This window comes from Nocardia sp. NPDC127606 (assembly GCF_042671725.1).
In the GTDB taxonomy this organism is placed as follows: Bacteria; Actinomycetota; Actinomycetes; order Mycobacteriales; family Mycobacteriaceae; genus Nocardia.
Genome location: NZ_JBHXWQ010000001.1, coordinates 1,476,883 through 1,498,867, shown reverse-complemented (window position 1 = coordinate 1,498,867; position 21,985 = coordinate 1,476,883). Strand labels below are relative to the sequence as shown.

Genomic DNA, 21,985 nt, shown 5'->3' with positions numbered 1-21,985 from the left:
AAAGGCCGACCATGACCCAACACAGCGAAAACCCGCACCTGATATCTTCGGCGGCGGTGGTCGTGGGGACCGACGGATCGGACGGATCCCAGGCTGCCGTGCGCTGGGCCGCCCGCACCGCCGCCGCCCGCGAACGCGTGCTGCACATCGTGCACAGCACCGAACCGCTGACCGACAGAACCCCTCGCAGCGCCTACGACGCGTTCATCTACGCCACGATGCAAGACATCCGCCTCGCTGCCGAACAAGTCCTGGCCGACGCCCGCGATCAGGCGCGCGCCACCGCGCCAGGAATCACCGTGACCACCGAGCTCGCCGACGGCAATCCGGCCCGAACGCTCATCGCGGCATCAGCGCACGCACATCTGGTCGTACTCGGAGTTTCCTCCTGGGCCGGCTCGATCGCCCACCTGGGCTCGACGTTGCTCGCCGTGACTTCCCATGCGCAGGGCGCGGTCGTCATCGTGCGTGGCCCCGATCCGGACCGCCGGACCGGGCCGGTCGTCGTCGGCGTCGACGGCAGCAACGTCAGCGAACCCGCCATCGCCGCCGCGTTCGCTGAAGCTTCGCTGCGTGGAGCCGAACTGGTCGCCGTACACGGCTGGAGTGATCTGTCCAAGGGCGAATTCGGTGGATCCAGCTATCTATCGCTGCCGGTAGCCGACTTCGAGACCGCCGAAGCGGCGCTGCTGGCCGAAAGGCTCGCTGGATGGGCAGAGCAATTCCCCGATGTCATCGTGCGCCGTGAGGTCGAGATCTACGGTCCGCGCGAACGGTTGGCGCAATGGTCGCGAACTGCTCAGCTCGTGGTCGTCGGCAGCCGAGGCCGTGGCGGGTTCCGTGGTTTGCTGCTCGGTTCGACCAGCAATTGGTTGGTGCAGCACGCCGGGTGCCCCGTCATGGTCGTGCACCACGACTGACCGCTGCAATGAAGGCACTTGGTCCCCCCTGAACGGGCGCAAAGACCGTCTCGGCAAACACCTGGCAAGGACGAAACTTGCTGGTATGAGTGAACAACGAGTCCCCGAAGTCCCTGACCCTCCCACGATCCGAGCGGCAATCGGCCTCGGGTGCCGGGCGCCGTCGGTCCACAACACCCAACCGTGGCGGTGGGTCTTCGACGGCACCCGGCTACACCTGTTGCGTGACACCGATCGTCAGCTCACCGCCGCCGATCCGCGCGCACGCCAGGCGGTGATCAGCTGTGGTGCGGCACTACACCACGTGCGGACCGCGTTCGCCTCCCACGGCTGGCGCACCGACACCGTGCGGCTACCCGACCCGCCCCGCCCGGATCTACTGGCCACCCTAGAGTTCCAGCCCTGGCCGAACCCGCCGATGGGAGTCTTCCGACGCGCCGAGGCGATCTCCCGCCGCTACACCGACCGGCTACCGTTGGCCGAGCCCGTCGGGTGGGGGTCGGTCCGGCTGGCACTCGATGACCTCGTCTCCCCGCACGAGGTCACCCTCGATGTCCTTGACGAGGACGCCCGCGCCCGGCTCTCGGTCGCCTCCGAGCAGTCCGATGCCCTGCGCCACTACGACATGGACTATCAGGGCGAACTCCGGTGGTGGGCTGGTCACCCCGGTACTCCGGAGGGTGTGCCGCCCTCGGCGTTGGTCTCGGAGTCCGAACGCTCGCGGGTGGGTGTCGCCCGGAAGTTCCCGACACCGGGCCCCTCGGCCAGACGCGGCGACCTGCACGACCACGCCCGCCTGGTCGTGCTCACCTCGACCGACGAGACGCCCTCGACGTGGCTGCACACCGGGGAGGCGCTCTCGGCGGTCCTGCTCGAATGCACGGCGTCGGGGATGTCGAGCTGCGCACTGACCCACATCACCGAACTCAGCGCGGGAAGGCGGCTGCTGAGCAGCCTGATCGCCCACCCCGGCATCCCGCAGGTCGTGATCCGCATCGGCACCGCACCCGACGACCAGCAACCGCCGCCCACTCCCCGTCGGCCGCTGGTCGACATTCTCACCGTGCAATGATCCTGCTGCTCCGACACGACACATGCAAGGACGGCCACCGGATTCCGGTGGCGGTCCTCGTGTTCTGCGGAGTCACCGCTCGGTGCGAACCACGATCGTCGGGATCTCCACCGAGTGCAGCAGCGCGTTGCTCGTCGAACCGAGCAGCATGCTGGAGAATCCGCCTCTGCCGTGGCTGCCGACCACCAGCATCTGCGCCGACGCCGATTCGTCGAGCAGCGTGCGGACCGGGCGATTGGCGACCACGATCCGGCGCACCGGTACATCCGGATACTGCTCCACATAGCCGGCCAGGGCCTCGGCGAGATCGGCCTCGGCCGATTGTCTGCCCATTTCCCAGCCGAACGCGGGCAGATCCAGTGCACTGGCGTCGCTGAATGCGTGCACCGCGACCAGCTCCACCTTGCGGCGCGACGCCTCGTCGAAAGCGAGCGCGATCGCAGGCACACTGTTGGGGCTGCAGTCGACCCCGACCAGGACCGGCTGGGCCGCCGAGACCGGGTCGATCGCGGCGATACCGTGGATCACCGCCACCGGGCAATGCGCGTGCTGCGCGGCCGCCCGGCTGACCGAACCGAGCAGTCCGCGCTGAAACGCACCCAGCCCGCGACTACCGACAACCAGCATCTGCGCCGATCTCGACCGCTCGATCAACAGCGGCGCGGCCAACTCGAAACTCACCTCGGTGGTGATCGCGAGATCCTCGTCGGGTACAGCGGCGCGGGCGACCCGCTCGGCTTCGGCGACGACCCGCTCGGCGTCGACCCGCAACCATTCGAGGTCGGCCTCGCCCAGGGACATGCCGGGACCGAACCCGGTCTGGATGGCACCCGAGGTGAGAATGTGCAGCGGCAGGTGGTGCAGGGCGGCTTCGGCCGCCGCCCACGCGGCGGCCTGGTAGGAGTTGGCCGACCCGTCGACCGCGGCGAGCACCGACCGCGGACCGTGCGCGGTGATCCCCTGCTTCTTGTCGCTCATCATCGCTCCTCTCGTCGGCGCGACCGTGGGCCGACCGCGCTCTCGGATTCGAGGATCGTCCGCTCCGCCGCACGACGTCAGGGGACAAGGTCATTGCCGAACGGGGCCGATCGGCCCCGGATCGGATCGAAACGCCGCCACCGCGGTCGCCAACGTGGGGAACAACCGGTCGACGCCGATACGTTCGGTCAGCCCGCTCGCATCCAGGTCATCGCGCAGATCCTCTTTCACCCGGGCCATCGCGAAGACCACCCCGCGCGAGACCAGCTCCGCACGCAGCTGCTCCACCGCGTCGAGCGCGGTGAGATCTACCTCGACGTTGGCCTCGGCGCTGAGCACGAACCAGCGCACCGGTTCACCGCTGCGCTCGGTCCACCAGTCGACCGCGGCGAGCGCCCGCTTGCGGAAGTCCTCGGCGTTGGCGAAACACAGTGGCGCGTCGTAGCGGTAGACCACCAGTCCCGCGACAGGTTGCGCGGCAGGGTAGTCGTCTACGTCGTGCATGCCGGCGAGCCCCGGGACGAAGCCCAGGACCGCGTCGTGGGCGCGGGCGATGCGGCGCAGCAGGTCGAACACCGACAGTGCGATCGCGATGAGGACGCCGTAGAGCACTCCGAGCACCAAGACACCGAACACCGTTGTCAGCGCGAGCACCAACTCGCTACGCCGGAAGCGGGCGATGCGGCGAAACTCTGCCACGTCGATCAGCCGCAACGCCGCGTAGACAACCAACGCCCCCAGCGCGGCGGAGGGAAATTCGGCCAGCACACCACGTGCGCCGAACAGCACGACGAGCACCGAGGCGAGTGTGACCAGTGCGTAGAGCTGGGTGCGTGCGCCGAGCAGGTCGGCGATGCTGGTGCGGCTGCCGCTGCAGCTCACCGGGAATCCGTGTGTCAGCGCGGTGGCCACATTCGTCGCACCCAGGGCCGCGAGCTCGGTATTGGCCTGTACGTGGGTGCCGTGGCGGGCCGCGAACGCACGGCCGGTCAGTGCGTTGTCGGAGAATCCGACCACCGCGATACCGATGGCGGGCAGTAGCAGCGCCGCCACCTCGGCCATCCCGAAGTCAGGAAACGCCGGTGTGGGCAGACCCGCGGGAACCTCACCGACGACCGCGAGTCCGAGCCGTTGCGAGGACAGCATTGCGACCACCGCTGTCGCGACCAGCACCGCGATCAACGGGCCCGGCGCGCGCGGCACCCATTTCGCCATGGCCAGCAGTCCGATCAGCACCGAACCCGCCAGTACAGCGGTCCCTGGATGCCACTGATCGATGTCGGCCACGAACGAGCGCAATTGCGCGATCACGGTCGTTCCCTCGACCGGCACGCCCGTGACCTTGCCCAACTGGCTCACGATCATCAGACCGGCGGTTCCGGCCAGATACCCGACCAGCACCGGATGCGACAGAAGGTCTGCGAGCACCCCGAGCCGCATCAGCGCTCCCAGCAGGCACCACAACCCGACCAACAGCGCCAGGATCGCGGCGAGCGCGGCGTATCGCTGCGGGTCACCCGCGGCCAACGGCGCCAGCGTGACCGCGGTCATCAGGGCGGTGGTCGACTCGGGTCCGACCGAGAGCTGTCGCGAGGTCGCCAGCAGCGCGTACACCGCCAGCGGTGCGAGCGCGGCCCACAGTCCGACCACCGGCGGCAGTCCGGCGACTGTCGCATAGGCCATCACTTGCGGGATGAGATACGCGGCTACGGTCACGCCCGCCATCACGTCCGAGCGCAGCCACGCCCGTCGATAGCCCTGGAGTTGCCGTAGACCCGGCAGTACACGCGTCAACACTGTTCCAGCATTGTGCGCCGAAACCGCTTCGGGGACGGCCCAACGTCACCGGATCGGGACGCGAGTCCCTGGCCCACGGGACCTTCGGCCCTGCCGGTGACCGGTGCGAACGGGCGAGGCTTTACCCATGATGACCACCTACCTGCGGCGATTGGACCCCCGCCGATCGGTGCTGTGCCTGATCACCGGCATCGTGGCGATCTGGGCGTTCGCGGGGTCACTCGCCCTCATCACCGGAACCCTGTCACTAGGTCCAGAAGCCGAGAGCCGCCTGCCGTGGCAGAGCCCGATCCTGGCCGGGGTCATGCTGGCCCTCGTGGTCGGTCTGCCGATGACGGTCGTCGCCCTCACCACCACCAATGATGACACGCACCCATCACAGACATCGATGGTCGCGGCCTGCGCGCTGATCGGCTGGATTCTGTTGCAGCTGTTGATATTGCGGGAATTCAGCTGGCTGCAGCCGGTGTGTGTTGTCTCAGCTGTCACGGTCGCCGCGCTCGGCGCTCCGCCGCTCACCCACCGCACCCCATCGCACCACTGAAGACCACCTGCTGAAGGGAACATCATGCGCGCACTGATCGTCTACGAGTCCATGTTCGGCAATACCGCCGTGGTGGCCGAGGCCATCGCCGACGGTCTTCGCCCGTCCTGCGAGGTGGAGCTGTGCCCGATCGCCGATGCGGTGAATCGGCCCCCGCCGCAGGTGGACCTGTTGATCGTCGGTGGGCCGACGCACGCGTTCGGCCTCAGCCGTCTCGCGACCCGCCAGGACGCCGCACACCGGACACAAACCTCGATCGAAACCGAGATCGGGATCCGCGAGTGGCTCGACGCCGCCCTGCCGATCCCCACACCACGGCGAGCCGCCGCCTTCGGCACCAAGGTCGCCCGTCCGCCGTGGCTGCCGGGTTCCGCCGCGAAAGGCATTGGAAAACGCCTACGCGCGCTGGGCTATCAGCTCGCTGCCGCACCCGCCGACTTCCATGTCACCGCCATGACCGGCCCGCTCGCACCGGGAGAACGCGACCGGGCAACCGCCTGGGCGACACAACTGGCCACGACACACCCCGACCTACCGAAGACCGCGCAGTGATCGTGGCGCCGCTCGAGACACGAAATGTTCCATCGGTCGCCGCGTCGGCGCAAGATGGGGTGCAACGGCCCAACCGACGCGAGAGAGAGTCACCGATGATCAAGGTGTTCCTGGTCGACGACCACGAGATCGTCCGGCGCGGAGTCGGCGACCTGATCGAGCTCGAACCCGACCTCGAGGTGATCGGCGAGGCAGGGTCGTGCTCGCAGGCCCTGGCACGGATCCCGGCATTGCGCCCCGATGTGGTGGTACTCGATGTCCGGTTGCCCGATGGCAACGGCATCGAACTGTGCCGTGAGCTGCTCTCGGCCGAACCCGAATTGCGCTGTTTGATCCTGACCTCGTTCACCGACGAGCAGGCCATGCTCGATGCCATCCTCGCGGGCGCGAGCGGCTATGTCGTCAAAGACATCAGGAGCCTGGAACTGATCAACGCCGTGCGCGAGGTCGGCGAGGGCAAATCGTTGCTCGACAATCGGGCAGCTGCCGCCCTGATGGCCAAGCTGCGCTCGGAAGCCGAGGAGAAAACCGGCCCACTGGCGGCACTGACCGAACAGGAACGCACGCTGCTCTCGCTGCTGGGCGAGGGCCTGACCAACCGGCAGATCGCCGCGCGCATGTTCCTGGCCGAGAAGACCGTCAAGAACTATGTGTCGAGGTTGCTGACCAAACTGGGTGTCGAGCGCCGGACCCAGGCCGCGGTCATGGCAGCCGACCTGAATCGGGAACAACGCAGGTAACAAACCGCCTCCACGGCAGCATGGAAGAATGCGCCCTATGGACAACACGTCTGGCGCGAATGGTCGGGCGCCGGTGACCGAGACCCTGTCCCAGCTGCGGTTACGTGAACTGCTCGCCGAGGTACAGGACCGGATCACCCAGATCGTGGACGTGCGTGACCGGATGGACCGGCTCATGGAAGCCATGCTCGTGGTCACCGCGGGCCTGGATCTGGACAACACCCTGCGCACCATCGTGCACACCGCGATCGAACTTGTCGACGCCGGCTACGGCGCGCTCGGCGTCCGCGAAACCGACAAGACCAGCAATCAGCTCGCCGAGTTCGTCTACGAGGGAATCGACGACCGCACCCGGGTGCTCATAGGGGATCTGCCCCGCGGACACGGGGTCCTCGGGGTACTGATCGCCGACCCGAAACCCATTCGGCTGTCCAATCTTTCCGACCACCCATCCTCGGTGGGCTTTCCCGCGAACCACCCGCCGATGCGAACGTTTCTCGGCGTGCCGGTCAAGGTGCGCGACGAGGTGTTCGGCAACCTGTATCTGACCGAAAAATCGGGCGGTCTGGAATTCACCGAAGACGACGAAGTGGTCGTCCAAGCGCTCGCCGCGGCCGCCGGCATCGCGATCGAGAACGCCCGCCTCTACGAACAATCACGGGTGCGCCAGCAATGGCTCGAAGCCATCCGCGACGTGGCCACCGAGCTGCTGGCAGGCAGCCCGTCCAAAGACGTCCTCGGCCTCGTCGCCGAACGCGGACGCTCCTTGACCAACTCCGCCTGCACGTTCCTTGCGCTGCCCGAAGACCCGGATGTCCCCCCTGACGAGATCACCGAATTGGTGGTGGTCGCCGCGGCCGGTGTCGACGCCGACAGCCTGATCGGCCGCCACATCCCGCTCGAGGATTCACACTCGGCGCAGGCCTTCCGGTCCGGTCAGGTAGTCGCCGCAGCCTCCCCCACACAGACCACGATCTTCGACTCGATCGTCGATTTCGGGCCGGTTCTCACCTTGCCCTTGCGCGCGAACGGGTCGGTCACCGGCGTGTTGACATCGGTGTTCTCCGCCGGTGCACCCCAGCTCAGCGCAGCGGACCAGGCACTGATGACCACCTACGCCGACCAGGCAGCAGTCGCGCTGCAACTGGCCGACACCCAGCGTCGGATGCGTGAACTCGACGTCTACGCCGACCGCGACCGCATCGCCCGGGGCCTGCACGATCACGTCATCCAACGCCTGTTCGCGGTCGGGCTGTCGTTGCAGGGCACGATGCAGCGGGCCAGATCCACCGAAGTGCGCGGGCGCCTCGACGAAACCATCGACGATATTCAAGCGATCGTCCAAGACATTCGCTTCTCGATCTTCGATCTGCAGAGCAACACCGCCACCGACTCCTCGACCTATCGCAAACGCCTGCACGACATCATCACCGACATGACCGACGACACCGGCCTGCGCACCACCGTCCGGCTGGCCGGGCCGGTCACCGTGCTCGAACCACCACTGTCCGATCATGTCGAAGCCGTCCTGCGCGAGGCGGTCAGCAACGTGGTGCGGCACGCGAAGGCCAGTACCGTCGGGGTGGAACTCGTGGTGCGCGACGAGGTGTCGATCGAGGTCACCGACGACGGGACCGGCATCGACCCCGAGACCGCCCGCCGCAGCGGCCTGGCCAACCTCGCGGCCCGCGCCGCGCAGATGGGCGGCACCTTCACCATCGCACCCAGGCCCCAAGGTGGCACCACAATGCGATGGACAGCACCGCTGGACTGAGTTGTTCAGCTCTTCGCGTGCACGTCCTCCATCACCCGGGCATCACGCAGTGATCGCCAGTAGGCCGACGGCAATGCCTCCGAACACTGTGTGGTCCGGTCGATTTCGCGCTGCAACAGCAACCCGTAGGTGAACGTCGACTCCTGCGCGTTCTCGGCTTCCCGGGTGATCTGGATCAGGTGATGTTTGGCCACCACCGCGTCCTGATGCTCACCGAGCAGATCTTGTAGAGCAGTCATGCCCTCGCACGCCTGCGCGGTGCGCGCCGGAGCGAGATCGTGCACGCTTTCGAGGTAGTAGCGGGTGCGACGAATCGCTTTACGCAACGCGTGGACCGCCGCGTCGCGTGCGTCTTCCTCCCGCGCCGACTCGACCGCGCGCATGCGCGACCTGACCCGATCGAGGAGCGCGCTCAGCACGACCGTGTTGTCGACGTCGTCGATGCCCGCCACGATGCCGCCGCGCAGCAATCGTTCTTCGGCCTTCAGGTCCTTGATCATCGCGGGAAATCGGGGCGATCCGAGCAGGTCACGCGCGGCGACCCACGCCAGTCTGGTTCGTTCCCCGAAATATTCGGTGATCCTGTCTCTCACCGGACCGCGGACATAGCGCGGACGCAGCACATCAACGGCGGCGTGCAATCGCGCCGACTGGGTCCGCATCTCGTGGGCCGCGCCGACGCTGATACCGAACCAGCGCAGCTCCTCGATCAGCCTGCGCACTTCGGGCTCGGTATGAACCGTTCGCCGGTGCGCGCTCAGCACGCTACGAGCCCGCCGCGACGCGATCACCATCTCGGGCACCGAGTCCGGATCGTCGTGTGTCTCGACGGTGATCCTCCCGTCCAGCATCGTCTCACGTTGGGTGTGCAGGTATTGAGCCAGCAAGACACTCGCCGATGCGGTAGTCGCCGGAGCACCGGCACCGGGGGTGTTCGTGGGGATCTCGATGCTCATCGCAGGACCTACCTCGGTGAAGGGGGAACAGTTATGCCTCCACCCTGCGCTGCGCGCACCGCCGACCACAGGGCCATTCGCCCTGATCGGTCCTCGATCCGCGTCGTGGTCGGCGACGACCTTGTGCCCATCGCAGCGTGCCATCCGACCCTGCCGCACACCGCGGCTCCCCGCGCACAGTGAAAGAAACAGAAAGGCACACACCATGTCCATTTCCCCGAATCCGAGCAAACCGGTCGTGGTAGGCGTCGACGGATCGCAACAGTCACACATCGCCCTGCGCTGGGCCGCGGAGTACGCCGCGCACCACCACGCTCCACTGCAGCTCGTCTACGCCCTCGAGGCTCCGGTCGACTACGGGCCTGGTCTGGTCGCCCCGATCTTCGATCTCGAGGCGCTGCGCCACCACGGCGAGTCCGTGATCGCCGCCGCGGCAGCGGCGGCCGCCGAGATCACCGCACCCCTGTCCGAGGTCACGATCTCGACCGAGGCGGTGCAGGGTTCCGCGGTGGCAGTGCTGCGCAGCCGCAGCAAGTCGGCACGGCTGCTCGTGGTCGGTAGCCGGGGCTTGGGAGCGCTGCGCCGCACACTGCTCGGCTCGGTCAGCACATCGCTGGCCCGCCACGCCGCGTGCCCGGTCGCGGTGATCCCGGAAACCGAGTTCGACACCAGCGCGCCGGTCGTGGTCGGTGTCGACGGCTCCGCGTGCAGCGCGGATGCGATCGCCCTCGCTTTCGACGAGGCCTCCCGTCGAGGTGTAGGCCTGATCGCGGTCAATGCCTGGTCGGAGTTCTACCGCTACGACGCACGCGCCACGATGCAGATTGAAGCCGAAGCGGTGCTCGCGGAAAGCCTCGCGGGATATGCCGAGAAGTATCCCGAGGTGCTCGTCGATCGCGTCGTCGTCGAGGACCGCCCGGCCAGGGCCATCCTCACCGCCTCGGCGAGGGCCCAACTGATCGTGGTCGGCAGCCACGGTCGTGGCGGATTCGCCGGCATGACGCTGGGCTCGGTCGCTCAGGCCGTGCTGCACGGCGCCGAATGCCCACTGATCATCGCCAGGCCCGAGGCTGGGAACTGACCGGCTCACCGGCCGGGGCGGCATGTCATGGGATGAGCACTGCCGCCCCGTCGAACCGACCCAGCGCCAGATCCTGCAATGCCCGATCAGCGCGATCGAGGGGGTATCGGTGGGTCGAGACCGACAACCGATGCTGTTGTGCCAGGGCGAGAAACTCCCGGGCCTGCACCCGTGTATTGGATGTCACGCTGCGAATCTGGCGTTCCCGGAACAGATGCCGCTGGTAGTTCAGCGCGGGGATATCGCTGAGGTGGATGCCCGCCAGCGCCAAGGTTCCGCCACCGTCGAGCGCCTCGAGCGCCGGCAGCACCAGTTCGCCGACCGGGGCGAACAGGATCGCCGAATCCAACGGCTCAGGAGGAACAGCTGCGGCCTCCTGAACCGAATCCGCACCGAGCGCGAGCGCCAACTCCCTGGCCGCCGCACCACGAGTCATCACATGCACCCGCACACCCTGGGCGATCGCGACTTGCGCGGTGAGATGGGCGCTACCACCGAATCCATAGATGCCCAGCACCCCACCCGATCGAACCTCGGCACGAACAAGTGCGTGATAGCCGATGATCCCCGCGCACAGCAGCGGCGCCAACTCCTCATCGCTGTACCCCTGCGGTAACGGCAAAGCGAAATTGACAGGGACGGTGGCGAAGTCGGCGTAGCCGCCGTCGTCGTCCCAGCCGGTGTAGCGCGACTGCAGACACAGGTTTTCGGCGCCACGCGCACAATAGCGACACACACCGCAGGTATAGCGTAGCCACGCAACACCGACCCGATCCCCGACCGCGATATCGGTGCACCCGTCCGGAACCGAGACCACCTCGGCGACCACCTCATGCCCCGGCGTCACCCTCGGCCGATGAACGGGCAGATCGCCTTCGGCCACGTGCAGGTCGGTGCGGCACACTCCACACGAGAGCACCCGCACCAGCAGTTCACCGGGCGCGGGCGTCGGGATCGGTTCGTATCCCATCCGTAGGGGTCTCGTCGCGACCGGACCCGGTCGGTGCACTCGCCAGACTCGCATCATCTCAACGCTCCAAGGCCCTGTTCCCCGATGCCGGTGTCCATCCTGGCATGCACAGGTCACGTCCTCATGTCACCGGGCTCAGAGCCGACCTTCCCCCGCCCCGAACGGTAAATTTCAGCGCATCAACTACGAGTACGAGGTCCTGGGCAACTTGTGGCCACACCTGCTACCAGTGGGAACCCGACCACCTCCGAGTAGGCCCGGTCGCCCTCTACGGATCTGACCGAGAGGCTCCCCAACACCGGCTCGGTGCCAGGCACGACCCGTTGGGGTCCGCCATATCGGCTGCACCGCAGGAAGTTGTCGCTGAGGACTGAAAGGGCCAGCGCCGGTTGCCACTGTCCAGAAATCGCGCGCGCCGACGTTCTCGGAAGAACGATTCCGCCCCTCGAAATTTCGGGTAAGTGGCCCGCAGCGAACAACGCCCGACTCCAGCAGCGCACCTCGACCTGCTCAAAGTAGGCAATCCCTACCAGCCGGTGACACCGAATAGCTGTCACCGGTGAGAGAGCCTCGTCGGCACCAGGTGCCGTCGGCGGCATGTTTAGGCGAGTCGAACCAGCAGGGCCCGGACTTGACCGGCACGCGAGCCAGCTCCTGCAGATCGATCCGGCGCGAGGCGCGTGCCTTCAGCCATAGATCTGTTTCGAGATCCTGCTTCCGCAGGATTGCGTACCACGCCCCAGTTCAGTCTCGAGAACTGCTGTTCTACGGCGTTCTGACCGATGTTGCCGGCGGAACCCGCATGCCGACATCCACCGGTACACCTCCACCCGATGGGCACACCCGGGCTCAGGCAGCTTGGTTGCTTCCTTGGGCCACATCCGGCGGAGCGATCACGGCAGCTCGGACGCCTCGGCCGGTTCGTTACTGCGAACCAGACGGCCGGCCTGGAAATCACCCATGAGATCGGCGTCGGCCGCCTGCTTGGCGAGTTCTTCGATGCGGCGTTCCACATCGAACTCGGTGGACGGCCCGCTGTCCTCGCCACCCGCGAGGGCAGCCCGCAGCGCCTCCAGTTTGGACGGGTTCCTCTCCATCACCCGAGACTACCAATTCCTGCTCCTACTGACCGCTCTGACCTGGACAGACAGCGAATAGCTCGTCCGATCGATCACGGCCGACCGACCTCGCCGCAGGATGGCTCGAACCTCCTAGGACGCGATTCTTCGGCTGCGATTGGAGGACTTCTGGCCCCCGGGCGCTGAAGACCGCACTCGACACCTTCGCTGCTCGATCGGAGTCGAGCCCGCAACAGAACTGGTTCGACTATATGATCGCCGCTCTGCTGCCCACTCCAAAGGTGACACCGACGGACCCAGATGTCGTTGACACCCTGGCACAGTGCCGCCGAAGCTGGCTACAACCCAGCGCCCTCCGCAGGCTCACCGACCGATGGCTGCGCATGGCCCGTCGGCAGCCAAAGACAGTCGACACCGTCGTGAAGTTCGCGCGAGGCACGATCATCGAGTGGCAGGTGACAGGTGCCCTAGGATGAGATCGAAACAATCATCGACGGACAGTTAGATCTGATCGCCAACCACCTTTGGTACCTCACACAGTGGCTGGCTGAACTCCGCGACGCCGGCGTGATCGTAGACGGATCCGGAAGCCGGTACCATCGAATCGTCTGACGGACTGGCCGCCGCAGGTGATCGAGCTGCAGTCGGACTCCAACAGCTCTAGGAGTAGCCGATTCCGCTACGACGTCCCGCGACCGTTCCAGCGGGAAGGTCACCGACAGCCTGCCGGTGACAACGGAAGCAACGCCCACGCGAGCGATTTCCGGACATGCCACCATGATCGACGAGCACCCGCCAGTTCAGGCAGTCTGTTCGCTAGGGAACGACCACCCTCGTCGAGGACTCACTCACCACCACGCTCGTGGCTACCTACCGGGGCCAACCCTACGAATCAGACCTCTCGGAGGCAGCTCTGGTCGCCGTAGCTGTAGCCGTTAACGACCCGTTCCGGAAAAAGTTGGTAGCAGTTCGGGAAGAGTTGGCAATGTCCGGATGTGGGTTCCTTTCCGGTGAAGGTGGTTGTTGGTCAACTGCTTCTGCCGCTTTCTGCAAATTTCTGCAACTTTCGTAGTGTCACGCTGACGTAAGTTACTTGTGGCTGATATGTCGTTTCCGGCACTGTCAGGTCTTTCCAGACGCGGTGTGGTGTGGGTGTGTCGGTCTGCGGTGCCGCGCCCTGCCACGACGCACCCGGTCGATGGACGTTCTTTCTGAGGTGGGCCGAATGTGCCGAGGATTTATGGGTTCATGGTGCACACTTGCGTGAGTTGATCTCGGTTACCGGATAAGAAAGAGGTGAGGAAAATGGCAGCACTCGGGCAAGTCACCGTCCCGTACCGTCACGGATACGACATCGGTGTCGGTGCAGACCTTGCCTCCGGCAGTCCGATGGGTTTCGCGGTTGTTGCCGAGGCAAGCCCTGTCGATGACGCCAAGGGTGCTGCTGTGACGATCAATTTGAGCCGTGCGACCTCGACCGAGGATGTCGAGGATGCACTGGGGATCAATGTTGCAGCCAGCTATGGGTGCGCGTCCTTCGGTGCAGGAGCGTCGGCTCGGTTCGACTTCGCCAGACAATCGAAGGTCCACACCAGTGCCCTTTTCATGATGGTTTCAATTACCGTCGAATTGGCGTTCTTGTCGGTCGACGCGCCGCGGTTGACAGAGGTCGCTTCGAAGTATGTCGACAACGCCACGGTCTTCGAGACGCGATACGGCAATATGTTCGTGCGGGGGCTGGGCCGCGGTGGCGTCTTCTTGGGTGTGATGCGTATCGAGACCCGATCAGAGGATGAGGCGTCGGACGTCGCTGCGAACTTGGCCGGATCGTATGGGTTGTTCTCGCTGGATGCGAAGATGAAGCTGTCGAATGTACAGCAGAAATTTCAGAGCGAGATCAGCATTCTGATGTACCACGAGGGCGGGCCGGTGGATCTGGCCATCAGCAACCCTGCCGATCCACTGGAGTTGCTGGACAACGCGAACAAGTTCCTGAAAAGCTTCACCGACGACCCCGTCAAGTATTCGCGACCGTACTTCGTGACGCTGGCACCGATAGCGATTGCCGAGGGCCCGCTGCCTCCTAGCGTCGAGGAACTTCAAAACGTCCAGGATGTCCTGGTCTATTGCGCGAAACGTCGCAGCGCTCTGCTGGACCAGTTGAATCTGCTGGACTATATCGCCGACCATCCGAATAACTACGACTTCTCCAAGAGCGCCACGCTCGACGAGGTCCGTACGCAAGCTCGTCTCACACAACAAGATCTGGATCTGCTGTCGCAGTGTGCGATCAAGGCGATCAACAACCCCAAAGGCGCGGTGCGACCCGCCGTCTTCGCTGTAGGAGAGGGCGAAGAGTATCCCGTCTCGGCCCTGCCCAACCCGATGCCCCTGCCTGTCGCAGGCGCAAAGCCGGTGACGGTGCCAGATTTTCGGGGCTGCGCCACCTTCGCTGCGTGCCAGGAGTTGGCCGAACGATCAGGGCTCGGAATCGCCTACGAAGACTTCGGCGAACCGAAAGCCTTCCAAGTCATCGACTTCCGCCCTCCCAGGGACAGCATCCAGCCGGAGGGGACGGTCATTACAATCGTCTGCCCTCCCTCTCCCCCGATCGTCTGGACACCCACCCACAGCAGCAGCCCCCGAGACAGACCATGGCTCAAACGGCTCCCATGACCGAAACACCGAGAACTCGCCCCGCTCGCGCAGTGCCCGAGGAATGCGAGCGAGCTCTCAGGCCGGATACCGGCCTGGCGCCGCACTGGTCATCCACAGTCAGCACCGAGAGACAGCAGGGAATGCTGCGGCTGATAGCGCTGCTCGCCGAAGATGGGCACCTGGTGGCGGTTCCCGGCTGCGCACGATGCGGTAGGCAGGTCCGTTGCAGGGGCGGATCGACGCCGGCCGCGGATGCTCGCGGTGCCTTCATGCGAGCAGGCGTGCGCTCCGCGCGCGGTGCGGGAAGGATCGCTGCATCGCCGGTCGCGACGAGTTCGGCCGTCCTTGCTGCGGCTATTGCCGCACCCGCCGCGCCGAAACCTGTGCGACCTGTGCCCAGCAGCGTCCCGTCCACAGGCGCCTGCCCGACGGCTCGCCACAATGCCATCGCTGCTACCGGCGGCCCGAACGTCGTTGCAGCAAGTGCGGCGAGCTGAGGCATATCACGGCGAACACCTCGACCGGACCCGTGTGCGAGCGGTGCTACCAACGTCCGAAACGCCGCTGCGGCGCCTGCGGCCGCCACGAAACGATCCGGCCGTCTGTCCACCGCGAACAGACCCGAGCTGTGTGGGCGGTGCGCTCATCGGGAACTGCGCCCATGCACAACCGCCTACTCAGCGCACCCCAACGCCCAGAAGTCCGTGTGCCTGCCCTGCCGCGACGCCGGACACATCACCGAACCCGACCTGGTCGAGGCGCCTCCCATCCGTCGTCGCCCGCACGGGACTACGGTGCGCGATCTGCTCCGTAGTAGGGTCCATGAACTGATCGGTCATCCCGTACACGGTCTTGCACCGGCACTCATGCCGCTCGTCGAGGTTCTGGTCGCGGCCCCGAATCCACCTACAGTGCTCACCCGGATCAGCCGTAACAACGGCGCGGCGCTGCTACGTGAACTCGCGGTGCGTGCCCACACCGAACCGCTCACGCACGCCCTTGTCAACAGTCTCGGACGTGGCTACGCCGTTCAGCGGCTGCGTGAGCTCCTTGTCCATGCCGAGATCCTGCCTGCCCGGGAGGAACTGCTCGACCGGGTCGAACGCTGGCTCGATGACACCCTCGTACACCAGTCCGACCACATCACCACTCTGGTGCGCCCGTATGCAACCTGGCACGTTCTGCGCCGCGTCCGTCAACGCGCCCGCCGTCGCCCGGTCACCACCAACTCCGCGACTTACAACCGCTCGCAGATCCAGATCGCCATCAACCTGCTCACCTGGCTCGATCATCGGGACGCGACACTCGCCGAGTTGACCCAGCCCGACCTCGAACAGTGGTTGCTCGAAAGCCCCCGGTACCACTCCTTTATTGCCGGGTTCATCGGCTGGGCCCGAGCCCGCAAGTTGTGCGGACCACTACTCGTTCCGTCGTCGCGCTCTGCCGACCCCGACCTGGGGCTTCCCGAGCATCAACGTTGGGCCGAGCTCGAGCGCTGTATCCGCGACCCCGCCTTGCCGCACGATGTCCGCGCCGCGGGCATACTCGTTCTGCTCTACCGCCGTGCGCTCACCGAATGTGCCGAACTGACCACCGATGCCATCGAACAGCGCGGTGACACAACGAACCTGCGCCTCCCCGAAATCAGCGTCGAGATGCCACCAACCGTCGCTGCTGTCTTCGCCGCGCTGATCGAGTCGAGTGCGGCGAGACCGTTCCAGCGATCCGGGAACGCCCCGTACCTGTTTCCCAGCGAGATGCCCGGCCAACCGACGCGCGGATTCGTGCTTGCCAGAAAACTGCGCGCGCACGGAATCAACGCCCTGCCGGCGCGGCATGCGGCTCGGGCGGCCTAGTCCACCGAAATCCTGAACCCGATCGCCGCTGACCTTCTCGGCATCAACATCACCACCGCAACCCAGTGGGCCGCCAGGTCCAAACGAGACTGGACCGACTATCTCGCTGCCCGCACCGAGGCAGGAGGCCAATAACCCGCCTCGACGAGGCGGCGAATGCTGCGCCATTCGAACACCGACACGTCACCAGGCAACCGGGTTCGGCGGCCTTGAGCGCGTCGAGCTGGGCCAGCGGGGCAGAATGGCCCTGGGTCATCGCGTAGAACTCCTTGTGGGTGAGTCACTTTGGTCGGTAACTCGTTCACCACTACGCAATGGCCCACCTCACGGCGGTATCGACAACACGCCCGGATCGGGGCGGGGTTGACTGATTCAAATCCCCACCTCAAGGGACTTACCGCTCAATTTTCCAGATGCATGATCTGCGCCTTCAGAGAATACACAACGACTATACTAACCAGCGGGGTGCCGCGGGATCGAGACCCCTCTCGCACTGAAGCCCAGTCAACCACCACCCATCCAGGTCAGTGCCAGGCTGTTAGCTAAGAACGGAGGACCGATGCCTACAGGGCTATTCCCCGTAAGGTTGGAAACGGACACAATCGATCAGAATGGCAACCGGGCAACAAGGGTGACCTTCATCCTCTTCGATGATCGAGGCGATCCCGTGCGGGAGTATCGTTTCGATCATATTCAAGGCGATGGAGTCCCCGGCGTCGTCACTTCGGTTGACACTCAGGGTCTGAACGGTTTAATAGTCGGCGATCAGGGCGCATCATCACTGCTCGACCTGGCCGATGCCAGGTTATTCACGTTGTCAAACCAAGAGGCGCCTCCCACTATTCCACAGCCAGATTGGCCAATCAGGCTCGTATTGGGTGGATTTGTATTTGGACAGTGGACAGTGCGTTTCGAATCTCCGGTCGATTCTTTCGATATCGACGGTCGATGGGGGCTTCCTCCGCAGCCATGACAGATGTACATCGCAGATGTTCGCCATGTGCATCATTCTCCCAAGCCTTGGCCGGCTAGCGATCGTTGCATTACCTGACAAAAGAAGGATCGGTATGATTTCCTTCCGAGAAAGCAGGGGGTTGTTGCTGCGACGTTCCCAATCGAGATCAAGCTCAATATCGACAGCGGCATCAGCGCCGCGCTGACGACCTTGGATCCGCGGGTAGCGATGCGCAAGCGGCAAATCTGGTTCGCTGAGGATCCTCAGGGAATTGCCGAAGCTCGCCTATCACTATTGGAGGAGGGCGTCATCATCAGGCTATGTCACCAGTCGATGGTGGAGTTGTTCTCCTGGCTGCGGGCAGCCGTTCGCTCGCCTGATCACCCAACTGCGGCGATGCGGCAGCTCGCGGCAGTGTTCGGGCTTGACGTGCGCATCTTCCAGCAGATAGCCGTCTGTGGACGTTTCGGCTTGACCCGTTCCGCTCGGCGTGCAGCCGATGGAGATCGCCGCCGATTGGACGACGGTCCGGCGCAAGGATGTCTGGCAGGTGCCCGCGCGGCTACTGGTCACCGGTTCGTGGGGGACGATCGACCTGAACTTCGCCAGCGCCGAGTTCCTCGGGCCGAGCGTCGATATCGAAATTCAGATGGCGGTGTCGACGGTCAAGTTGATGCTCGGCCCCGATCATGAGATCGAGTACAGCGGTGTCGACGCGATCGGTTGGTCGAGCGTGAAGGACAAAGCGGGATCGCCAAAACGTCCTAGTGGGCAGGTGATCCGGTTGGTCGGGGCGATCTCAGGGATGAGCGGAATCGCCATCCGACTGCGTTGACGCTCAGCTCGGTGGGTACTCGAACTCGACCACTACGCGATCTACCTGCACGACTACGGATCCCAGTTCGGCTCTGGCTGGCGATGTCGGCGCCGGAGACTGTGACCGCGCTGATCATCAGCAACGGCGATATCTACCCGGATGAGCACGGACCGAAAGATGAACCCCGGCACCGATTCTGGGAAAACCCGACCGAGCAAGGCTGCCGAGCCCTCGGCGGAGCGGTCACCGAGGGGTTTCGCCGACGAATTCGTCGGCGAGATCGACGACGATCTTGTCGAGCGCGTCAGCCCTGACCCCTGGACGCTGTCCTGGGCACTACTGGGAACGCGCAGGCACCGCGAGAACCTCACGAATCTGTTCGCCGATCAGCGCACCACCATGGACTGGTTCGCCGATGAGCGAGCCCATCTTCGCCAACACCGCCCAGGCTGATCGTCTTGGGTTCGCAGGACCGCTACATGCCCGCCGCCCCACACCACTCCGGCAGGACTTAGCATGACCTAACTCAAATCGTTGCTCGGGAGGGCTCATGCCAGACCACACCGCCACCTTCGACCATCTCATCCATTGGGTGAGCGCTCTCGACGACGCCATGGCGTCCTACGACGCGCTCGGGCTGCCGACCCATGCGGCACTGACGATGCCCGGTTTCCGCAATGCCGCATGGGGCGTCGACGACGAGCGCTACGTCGAACTGGCCGTAGTAGACGATTGGGACGCGGTGACCACCTCCAAGTACGCGGACAGCCTGGAGATCCTCAAACCCGCCATCGGCGCGCTCCGCGGACCTGGCCTGCTGACCTTCGCGGTCGACGTGCCAAACGCGCGGGCGACCGCGGCGCGATTGCGTGCAGCCGGACACGACGTGGACGACATCGAGGTGCGCTTCGAGGAGCGGAACGCGGGATTCGTCGAGGTGTTCGTCCGCGACGTGCCCACGTACTTTCCCTTCTTCATCACCTATGACCCGCCACGCGCCGAGATCGCCCGTCTGCGCGCCGAGCGCCGGGCGGCCCAGGGCATCAGCCTCGACGGGCGTCCCGACCTGGTCGCCCTGCTCATCCGCAGCGCCGAGCCCGAAGCCGACGCGCGCCTGCTCGCCGACCTGGTCGGTTGCCCCGCCGACGGGTCGACGGTCGCCCTTCCCGGTGCCGAGGTGCGCTTCGAGCAAGGCGCCCCGAACGGCTTGTACGGCATCGTCGTGCGTGGACTCGACCCGGCGGCAGCGCCGACCGAGGTACTCGGCATGACGGTGGTCGCCGAAAGCTGATCGGGAGCCTGACAGCCTGCACGAAAGGCCGAACGCCGTGCCCGTCCCCCATCCATGTTCGGCCCACACCGACCGGCCGACTATCGACACCTCCACTGCCTGCAATGCCGCCTGTTCGCAGATCTCATGGCTAAACTGCGTCCATTCCAGTGTGGAGCAGCGAATGGCGGAGGTGTCATGAGCAGCGTCGCTGACGAAGCGATCATCTCTCGGCTCGTCACCGAGGACGGCCGGACCCTGGTCGTCGACGTATATCGACCGAAGCTCGTCGACGGCCACGCCGAGTGCACCTATCGGCTCGCAGATACGCGACGCGCCACACAGGGCGCCGACGAACTGGCAGCGCTCTATCGCGCGCTCACCGAAATAGGCGACCTTCTGGCGCAGGCCAACAACAAGCCACGGGCCCGATTCCTCGTCCCCGCCCACCTCGGCTTCCCGACATCTCCAGTCGACCACACGACTCTTCACCCCGCTGCTGACGCCGTGGCAAGGCAAACGATCACACATAACGGCGAACGCCACACCATCACCATCGGCCGACCATTCCACGATCCCGGCCAGGGCTACATCCTGTGTCCGTTTCGTGTCGACGACCGAGACCCCGCAGTGGCGTCAGGCTGGGACAGCATCGACGCTCTGCTCAACGCGGTTGCAATGATCGGCGGATGGCTACGGCTGCCCAGGGGCTGGCCACTCGCCACCTAGGCATCGATGCCGAGCGGCCGCACTGGTCAGTGAAATCCTCGGATGCCCCGCCACCGTAGCCGGGGCATTGCGCGCAACGACGGCGGGGAACCGATCGTCGGCACAGCTGAATTGGTGTGCCGCAAAACCATCTACCGCCACTCTGAACGCGACACCTCGCCGCGGCGTCACCAGAAATTAGCTGGCACGAACGACCCTGAGACCGGGTTCGAAAAGCCTCGCCTATCAGCTGCTTACGCCATATCCGCCAGATTTTCGGCGGAAACTACGGCGACCCCAATATGTAAGTCCGAGGTCCCGATGATACCGGGACATCGGTGTCAGGCGTCAGGCACCTTGTGCCGCCCTGCCGCGCGTATGACCGCTACGAACCTCGCGGACCGGGCGGTAGCTCTCCGAACAGACTTTTGGCTGCTGCGGGATTTGTCAGCATTGTGACGACTTTGCGGGGATCCTGGCCTTGTAGCTGGAAGGCCCTAAGCTGAGGAATGAGCTGGTCAAGGGAAATTTCATGCCGTTTTGCAACCTTGGCGTGAGCCTCGAACTCCCGGACGGAGAATCCCAACTTCGGCGCCCAACGAGTAACTGTGCTGCGCTCTGAATCGGTTAGCGCGGATCCCTGGTCTCCGCCGAGCAGACGTTTGAACAACCCCATGGAACAACGATACCGCTCAAGCCCACGAGAGTGGTTGGTAATCGGGATGTGAGGAACTAAGTGCCTCATCCGGCGTTGCCGCGCATAGTTTCTGGAATCGACCCACCATAGACCAGTCAAAACACCAGGTCGCCATCTGCGTTATCGCGCAAAGCCAGTGGCTATGTGTCGTCCCGTGAGGAACTCGCTAGCGCCGGAAGGGGCACTTTGCTCCTCGCGCCCTGATTCAGCTGGCTTCCGAGGCCTGCGCGCGGCCGCCGACACCCTCATACGTCCTCGACCGAGGTGGTCGGCGTCATGTCATACGCGGTTTGGAGGGACTCGTCGCGCCCGGAACGTGCTGGAAGCGGTCCACAGCGCGTCCATCGGCTCGAGTCGGTCACTTTTGATCTCGGCTGGTAACACGTTGCGATAGAGGGTCTTTCGGCCGATGAGTACCTCGAGTGTGGTCTCGATCAGCGGTTCGGGATCGCAACCGGGGAATGGCAAGTTGAGCGACAGGCCGCCAGCACCACCAGATCCTCATAGCCCTCACGTATTTCCGCGAGATGTTCCGGTTCGGTGAGGCTGGACGGCATCCTC

Annotated in this window: 19 protein-coding genes; 14 read left to right on the top strand and 5 right to left on the bottom strand. The window is 65.2% G+C overall.

The genetic code is table 11. The features are described from left to right. Positions 1 to 11 precede the first annotated feature (11 nt). Both ACFVJ5_RS07070 and ACFVJ5_RS07065 read left to right on the top strand, forming a co-directional pair. A complete protein-coding gene (locus ACFVJ5_RS07070; protein ID WP_379218964.1) occupies positions 12 to 920 on the top strand; it encodes a universal stress protein in 909 nt (302 codons plus the stop codon). 85 nt (positions 921 to 1,005) lie between these two features. Next, the gene (locus ACFVJ5_RS07065) at positions 1,006 to 1,992 is read left to right on the top strand and encodes an Acg family FMN-binding oxidoreductase (protein WP_379218963.1); all 987 of its coding nucleotides are present in this window, start codon (positions 1,006 to 1,008) and stop codon (positions 1,990 to 1,992) included. 72 nt (positions 1,993 to 2,064) lie between these two features. On the opposite strand, the gene ACFVJ5_RS07060 is transcribed toward ACFVJ5_RS07065, so the two are convergent. Both ACFVJ5_RS07060 and ACFVJ5_RS07055 read right to left on the bottom strand, forming a co-directional pair. Then, positions 2,065 to 2,970, bottom strand: a complete 906-nt coding sequence (locus ACFVJ5_RS07060) for a universal stress protein (RefSeq protein ID WP_379218962.1) — start codon at positions 2,968 to 2,970, stop codon at positions 2,065 to 2,067. Positions 2,971 to 3,060: 90 nt separating this feature from the next. Further along, positions 3,061 to 4,767: a SulP family inorganic anion transporter gene (locus ACFVJ5_RS07055; protein ID WP_379218961.1), complete on the bottom strand. Its 1,707-nt coding sequence runs from the start codon at positions 4,765 to 4,767 to the stop codon at positions 3,061 to 3,063. A gap of 127 nt (positions 4,768 to 4,894) precedes the next feature. On the opposite strand from ACFVJ5_RS07055, the gene ACFVJ5_RS07050 reads away from it, so the two are divergent. From ACFVJ5_RS07050 to ACFVJ5_RS07035, 4 genes are all read left to right on the top strand, one after another. Beyond that, complete coding sequence (locus tag ACFVJ5_RS07050) at positions 4,895 to 5,311, top strand: hypothetical protein (RefSeq protein WP_379218960.1); 417 nt, start codon at positions 4,895 to 4,897, stop codon at positions 5,309 to 5,311. A 24-nt stretch (positions 5,312 to 5,335) separates the two neighbouring features. Then, positions 5,336 to 5,863 (top strand): flavodoxin family protein, encoded by a 528-nt coding sequence (locus tag ACFVJ5_RS07045; protein WP_379218959.1) that lies wholly within the window; start codon positions 5,336 to 5,338, stop codon positions 5,861 to 5,863. Positions 5,864 to 5,958: 95 nt separating this feature from the next. Then, on the top strand, positions 5,959 to 6,603 hold the full coding sequence (locus ACFVJ5_RS07040; RefSeq protein WP_379218958.1) for a response regulator: 645 nt from the start codon (positions 5,959 to 5,961) through the stop codon (positions 6,601 to 6,603). Between the two features lie 37 nt (positions 6,604 to 6,640). Then, the gene (locus ACFVJ5_RS07035) at positions 6,641 to 8,377 is read left to right on the top strand and encodes a GAF domain-containing protein (protein ID WP_379218957.1); all 1,737 of its coding nucleotides are present in this window, start codon (positions 6,641 to 6,643) and stop codon (positions 8,375 to 8,377) included. Between the two features lie 5 nt (positions 8,378 to 8,382). Here the strand turns inward: ACFVJ5_RS07035 and ACFVJ5_RS07030 are convergent, their stop codons facing one another. Further along, entirely contained in the window at positions 8,383 to 9,333 is a 951-nt protein-coding gene (locus tag ACFVJ5_RS07030; RefSeq protein ID WP_379218956.1) for a CHAD domain-containing protein, read from the bottom strand. A gap of 205 nt (positions 9,334 to 9,538) precedes the next feature. On the opposite strand from ACFVJ5_RS07030, the gene ACFVJ5_RS07025 reads away from it, so the two are divergent. Continuing rightward, on the top strand, positions 9,539 to 10,414 hold the full coding sequence (locus ACFVJ5_RS07025) for a universal stress protein (protein ID WP_379218955.1): 876 nt from the start codon (positions 9,539 to 9,541) through the stop codon (positions 10,412 to 10,414). A gap of 25 nt (positions 10,415 to 10,439) precedes the next feature. Here ACFVJ5_RS07025 and ACFVJ5_RS07020 read toward each other — a convergent pair whose 3' ends face one another. Both ACFVJ5_RS07020 and ACFVJ5_RS07015 read right to left on the bottom strand, forming a co-directional pair. Then, the gene (locus ACFVJ5_RS07020) at positions 10,440 to 11,438 is read right to left on the bottom strand and encodes a zinc-binding alcohol dehydrogenase family protein (protein ID WP_379218954.1); all 999 of its coding nucleotides are present in this window, start codon (positions 11,436 to 11,438) and stop codon (positions 10,440 to 10,442) included. A gap of 839 nt (positions 11,439 to 12,277) precedes the next feature. Beyond that, complete coding sequence (locus tag ACFVJ5_RS07015; protein WP_379218953.1) at positions 12,278 to 12,481, bottom strand: type II toxin-antitoxin system ParD family antitoxin; 204 nt, start codon at positions 12,479 to 12,481, stop codon at positions 12,278 to 12,280. Between the two features lie 1,287 nt (positions 12,482 to 13,768). Between ACFVJ5_RS07015 and ACFVJ5_RS07010 the strand changes: the two genes are divergently transcribed. From ACFVJ5_RS07010 to ACFVJ5_RS06980, 7 genes are all read left to right on the top strand, one after another. Further along, entirely contained in the window at positions 13,769 to 15,139 is a 1,371-nt protein-coding gene (locus ACFVJ5_RS07010; RefSeq protein WP_379218952.1) for a hypothetical protein, read from the top strand. A gap of 848 nt (positions 15,140 to 15,987) precedes the next feature. After that, the gene (locus tag ACFVJ5_RS07005) at positions 15,988 to 16,977 is read left to right on the top strand and encodes a hypothetical protein (RefSeq protein ID WP_379218951.1); all 990 of its coding nucleotides are present in this window, start codon (positions 15,988 to 15,990) and stop codon (positions 16,975 to 16,977) included. Between the two features lie 631 nt (positions 16,978 to 17,608). After that, positions 17,609 to 17,950 (top strand): hypothetical protein, encoded by a 342-nt coding sequence (locus tag ACFVJ5_RS07000; protein WP_379218950.1) that lies wholly within the window; start codon positions 17,609 to 17,611, stop codon positions 17,948 to 17,950. Positions 17,951 to 18,431: 481 nt separating this feature from the next. Then, positions 18,432 to 18,767: a hypothetical protein gene (locus ACFVJ5_RS06995; RefSeq protein WP_379218949.1), complete on the top strand. Its 336-nt coding sequence runs from the start codon at positions 18,432 to 18,434 to the stop codon at positions 18,765 to 18,767. Positions 18,768 to 18,908: 141 nt separating this feature from the next. After that, positions 18,909 to 19,202, top strand: a complete 294-nt coding sequence (locus ACFVJ5_RS06990) for a hypothetical protein (RefSeq protein ID WP_379218948.1) — start codon at positions 18,909 to 18,911, stop codon at positions 19,200 to 19,202. 97 nt (positions 19,203 to 19,299) lie between these two features. Next, positions 19,300 to 20,040, top strand: a complete 741-nt coding sequence (locus ACFVJ5_RS06985) for a VOC family protein (RefSeq protein ID WP_379218947.1) — start codon at positions 19,300 to 19,302, stop codon at positions 20,038 to 20,040. A 177-nt stretch (positions 20,041 to 20,217) separates the two neighbouring features. After that, positions 20,218 to 20,748 carry a hypothetical protein gene (locus ACFVJ5_RS06980; RefSeq protein WP_379218946.1) on the top strand — a complete coding sequence of 177 codons (531 nt, stop codon included), beginning with the start codon at positions 20,218 to 20,220 and terminating at the stop codon, positions 20,746 to 20,748. Positions 20,749 to 21,985 lie beyond the last annotated feature (1,237 nt).